The following is a 3789-nucleotide window of genomic DNA, read 5'->3' as shown; positions in this document are numbered from 1 at the left end:
GAAGCTGATCGTGCCGGAAATGGCCGCAACCATCTGCCCGATGGTTTACGCCATTCCCGTCCAGCTCATCGCCTATCACACCGCCGTCATCATGGGCACGGATGTCGACCAGCCCAGAAATCTCGCAAAATCCGTGACTGTCGAATGAGGGCATGAGGTCTCCAGACGTATCGGAACCGCCTTTTGCAGGAACGCACAGACCGGTGATTGCGGCCCTGACCTTGAACCGCAGTCACGCCTTGAGGGTGAACGGAGCCGATGATTGAACAAAGACCACCCAGACCGATAGAAGCGCGCCGGCTGAACACGCTTGTGCTGGGTGGCTGCGGCTTCATTGGTTCGCATATCGTCGATGTTCTTCTGGCGCGCAGACACGCCGTCACCGTCTTCGACCGACGTCCGGAAGAGTTCCGCCCCCCTTTGCCGGGAGTGCGCTATGCATTCGGCCAGTTCAGTGACCGCATGGCGCTGATCGAGGCCATGTCTGGCGCGGATGTCGTGTTTCACCTCATCAGCAGCACCTGGCCCGGCACCGGCAACTTCAACCCGCGGGAGGATGCCTCCGGCAATCTCGTCGGCACGCTGGATATGCTGGACGCCATGGTGGCCCTGAAGGTGCCGCGCATCGTCTTCCTGTCTTCCGGCGGCACGGTCTATGGCCCCTCGGGCGTGCAGGCCATTCCCGAAAGCCACCCTCTTCAGCCCATCTGTTCCTATGGCATCATCAAGACCGCCATCGAACATTATCTTGGCCTTTATCAGGCCATGCACGGCCTCAGCCCGGTGGCCATCCGGGCCGCCAATCCTTTCGGCCCAAGGCAGGGGCATGTGGGCACGCAGGGCGTCATCTCCACCTTTCTGCGCAGTGTGGCGGAAGGGCGCCCCATCGAGCTGTGGGGAGATGGCAGCGTGGTGCGCGATTATCTCTATGTGCGGGATCTGGCCGAATGCTGTGTTCTGGCGGCGGAAAGCAAACTCACCGGGGCGCTCAATGCCGGCAGCGGGCGGGGGCACTCGCTCAATGAGGTCATCGCCATGATCGAGCGGGGGACACATATGCGGCTGGAGCCCATGCTCAAGCCCGCCCGTCCTGTCGATGTCCCCTACTCCGTGCTGGACTGCACGCGCGCACAGCAGGAGCTGGGATGGCACGCGCGCACGGGCCTTGAAGAAGCCATCGCCCTGAGCTGGCAATGGGTCAAGGCCCAATGCCAGCCCCCGGGGGAGCCCCTCCCCCGCACCCTTGGGACATGATTGGAAGATGATGCAGGAACTGGACAGACTGCGCGGCCTCATCGCCCAGCATGAGCGCAATGCAGCGCGCACATCCTGGCTGCTGCGCCAGCTTGCACGCAAGATCAGCCACTTGCCGCGCGACTATTCCCGCAAGATCCGCAAATCCTGGCGCAAGCGGCATGGTGCGATACAGACGCAGGCGCCGGAGAGTGGCAACCGGCTTGCTCCTTTTGAAGTATCCGCGCTTTATGAAGCGCAATTTCGCTCCCATCTTGAGCAGGATGCCGCCTCCCGCACGGCTCTGGACCAGATGAAGGCGTTCCATCTCTCCCCGGCCATGCATCATCTTGTTGCGCAGGCGGCATCGATTGACCCCAATGTGGGCGTCATCACGGGCATGGAGCCAAGCGTCTGCCCCCCCTGGCATGACACTGCCTATCACTTCCTGTGCGAAGCGCGGGCGCGCATTCCCGAGGGGCCTTATGATGCGGTTATTCTCATGCCCTCCGGGCGCATGGGCGGGGCGGATCTGGTGGCAGCCATGCTTGCCCGCGCCATCGCCCATACTGGCCGCCCCCTGATCCTGCGCACCGATGACAGCATATGGGACCGTCCGGACTGGTACCCCGCATCTGTACCCTGCATTGATATTTCAGACCTGATGCCCGGCATGGGAGACCCGCGTCGGGGGCTTTATGTCATGTTGCAGGAGATTGGTGCGCCGCGCATTTTCAATGTAAACAGCGCTCTCGCCTTCAGCATGTTTGAAACCTATGGGCGACAACTGGCGGAAAGCTTCCGCCTTTATGCCTATTACTTCTGCTCCGAGCGCACGAGCGATGGGGCCGAGATCGGCTATCCGGTCTGGCATTTTGCATCTCTTCTGCCGGTGCTGACAGCCGCACTTACAGACACGTGCAACCTGGCCGAAACCCTTGCCAACCGCTATGGCGTGCCACAGGAGATGGCGCGTCAGAAACTGCAAGTTGTCTATAGCCCAGCCCTGACCAGCCCTGACATGCCCCCCGTGGCCGCGATGACGAAAAACCAGAGCCCGCGCCCACTGCTGCTCTGGGGTGGCCGGCTGGACCGGCAAAAGCGGTTTGATCTTCTTCTGGATATTGCCCGCGCCATGCCGGATGTGGATTTTGCCTGCTGGGGCAAGGCGGTTCTGGATGCTCCACCTGACCTTTCCACTCTTCCGCCGAACGTGACCATGCACCCTCCCTTCACCAGCTATGAAGAGCTGCCGCTGATGAAGGCCGCAGGCTGGCTCTACACGGCGCAATGGGATGGGCTGCCCACCATTCTGCTGGAACTTGGAGCGCGGGGCGTCTCTCTTGTCGCCAGCGGGGTTGGCGGTGTGCCGGAACTGATTGATGAGGAGACGGGCTGGTTGCTCCCGCCATCTGCCTCCGTCACGGATTATGTCATGGCCTTGCGGGACATGCTTGCACGGCCGGAAGAGCGAGAAATCCGCGCCCGGGCTCTTCAGGCGAAAATTGCAGCGCGCCATTCTGAAGCGGCCTATATGGCACGGATTGCAGCGCTTTAAGCCTTCTCCATTTTCCGGAGTGGAGACAACATCATCAGATCAAGCGCCGCCCTTGCTCATGCAGGCCTGCGCCAACGGAGCGGAGACCTTATGGGCCAGCCCGACATCTCCATCATCCTGACCGCACATCGCGAAGGCTTACTCGCCGGCGTTACCGGACGCAGCGCTCAGGCAGCCATTCAGCAGGCTGCGCATAAAGGGCTGCAGTGCGAAGTGCTTGTGGTTCTCGACAGGGCGGATGACCTCACGCGACAGGTTCTTGAACAGGTTTTTGGCACATCAGCACAATATGTTGTGAGTGATACGGGAGACCCCGGCCAAGCCCGCAACCATGGCATTACACAGGCAAACGGAACATGCGCCACATTTCTGGATGGTGATGATCTGTGGTCAGAAAACTGGCTGGTTGCCGCATGGGAGATGTGTACCCAGCGGCCCGATGCAGTGCTGCATTCAGCCTGCAATCTCGTTTTCGGCCATCGCCGGATGCTGTTCTGGCATGCAGACTCCGAGACATCACTTTGCGAGCCGCCCTATATGAACTGGCTCAATTATTGGGATGCCATGAGTTTTGCCCGCACTGCTCTTTACCGGACGCACCCCTTTAAAGCCAACGATCTGGGGCGCGGGTTTGGGCATGAAGACTGGCACTGGAATGCAGTGACACTAGCGCACGGCATTGCACATAAACCTGTCTCCGGCACGGTTCATTTCAAGCGCTGCCGTTCTGGTTCACAGATGAGCCTGGTTGATGCGGCGCACGGGATAAGGTGGCCTTCGGCCTGAGAGGTGGGATGGGCGCTGGTTCCGGGCTTTCTGCGGAGTTGTGCCCTGCCCTTTTCATGTTTGCAGTTTGCCTTGGATGAACGACAAAACCCCCACTACGTATAGTAGTGGGGGTTTTAGTTATTGTGAATGGGCATTTTCTTGTCCTTTGCAGGCCTGGCAGCGACCTACTCTCCCGCGTCTTGAGACGAAGTACCATTGGCGCTGAGGAG

The 3789-nt window shown here is 60.4% G+C and carries 3 protein-coding genes; all 3 read left to right on the top strand.

The window, feature by feature from the left end; all coding sequences use genetic code 11:
* Positions 1 to 258: 258 nt before the first annotated feature.
* The 3 genes from ACT6QG_RS00395 to ACT6QG_RS00385 all read left to right on the top strand — a co-directional run bounded on the left by ACT6QG_RS00395 (position 259) and on the right by ACT6QG_RS00385 (position 3577).
* Positions 259 to 1254: an NAD-dependent epimerase/dehydratase family protein gene (locus tag ACT6QG_RS00395; protein WP_444975634.1), complete on the top strand. Its 996-nt coding sequence runs from the start codon at positions 259 to 261 to the stop codon at positions 1252 to 1254.
* Positions 1255 to 1261: 7 nt separating this feature from the next.
* Entirely contained in the window at positions 1262 to 2791 is a 1530-nt protein-coding gene (locus ACT6QG_RS00390) for a glycosyltransferase family 4 protein (protein ID WP_444975633.1), read from the top strand.
* Between the two features lie 90 nt (positions 2792 to 2881).
* Positions 2882 to 3577 (top strand): glycosyltransferase family 2 protein, encoded by a 696-nt coding sequence (locus tag ACT6QG_RS00385; protein ID WP_444975632.1) that lies wholly within the window; start codon positions 2882 to 2884, stop codon positions 3575 to 3577.
* Positions 3578 to 3789: the final 212 nt, after the last annotated feature.

The sequence above is a fragment of the Haloleucobacter ellipsoideus genome (assembly GCF_052491725.1).
Note: the sequence above shows the minus strand (reverse complement) of the source record. Positions and strands in the feature narration are given on the sequence as shown.

Bases quoted from the DNA above. Each gene is read 5' to 3' on its own strand.
- ACT6QG_RS00395 (WP_444975634.1), top strand. From the start codon at position 259: ATGATTGAACAAAGACCACCCAGACCGATAGAAGCGCGCCGGCTGAAC.
- ACT6QG_RS00390 (WP_444975633.1), top strand. From the start codon at position 1,262: ATGATGCAGGAACTGGACAGACTGCGCGGCCTCATCGCCCAGCATGAG.
- ACT6QG_RS00385 (WP_444975632.1), top strand. From the start codon at position 2,882: ATGGGCCAGCCCGACATCTCCATCATCCTGACCGCACATCGCGAAGGC.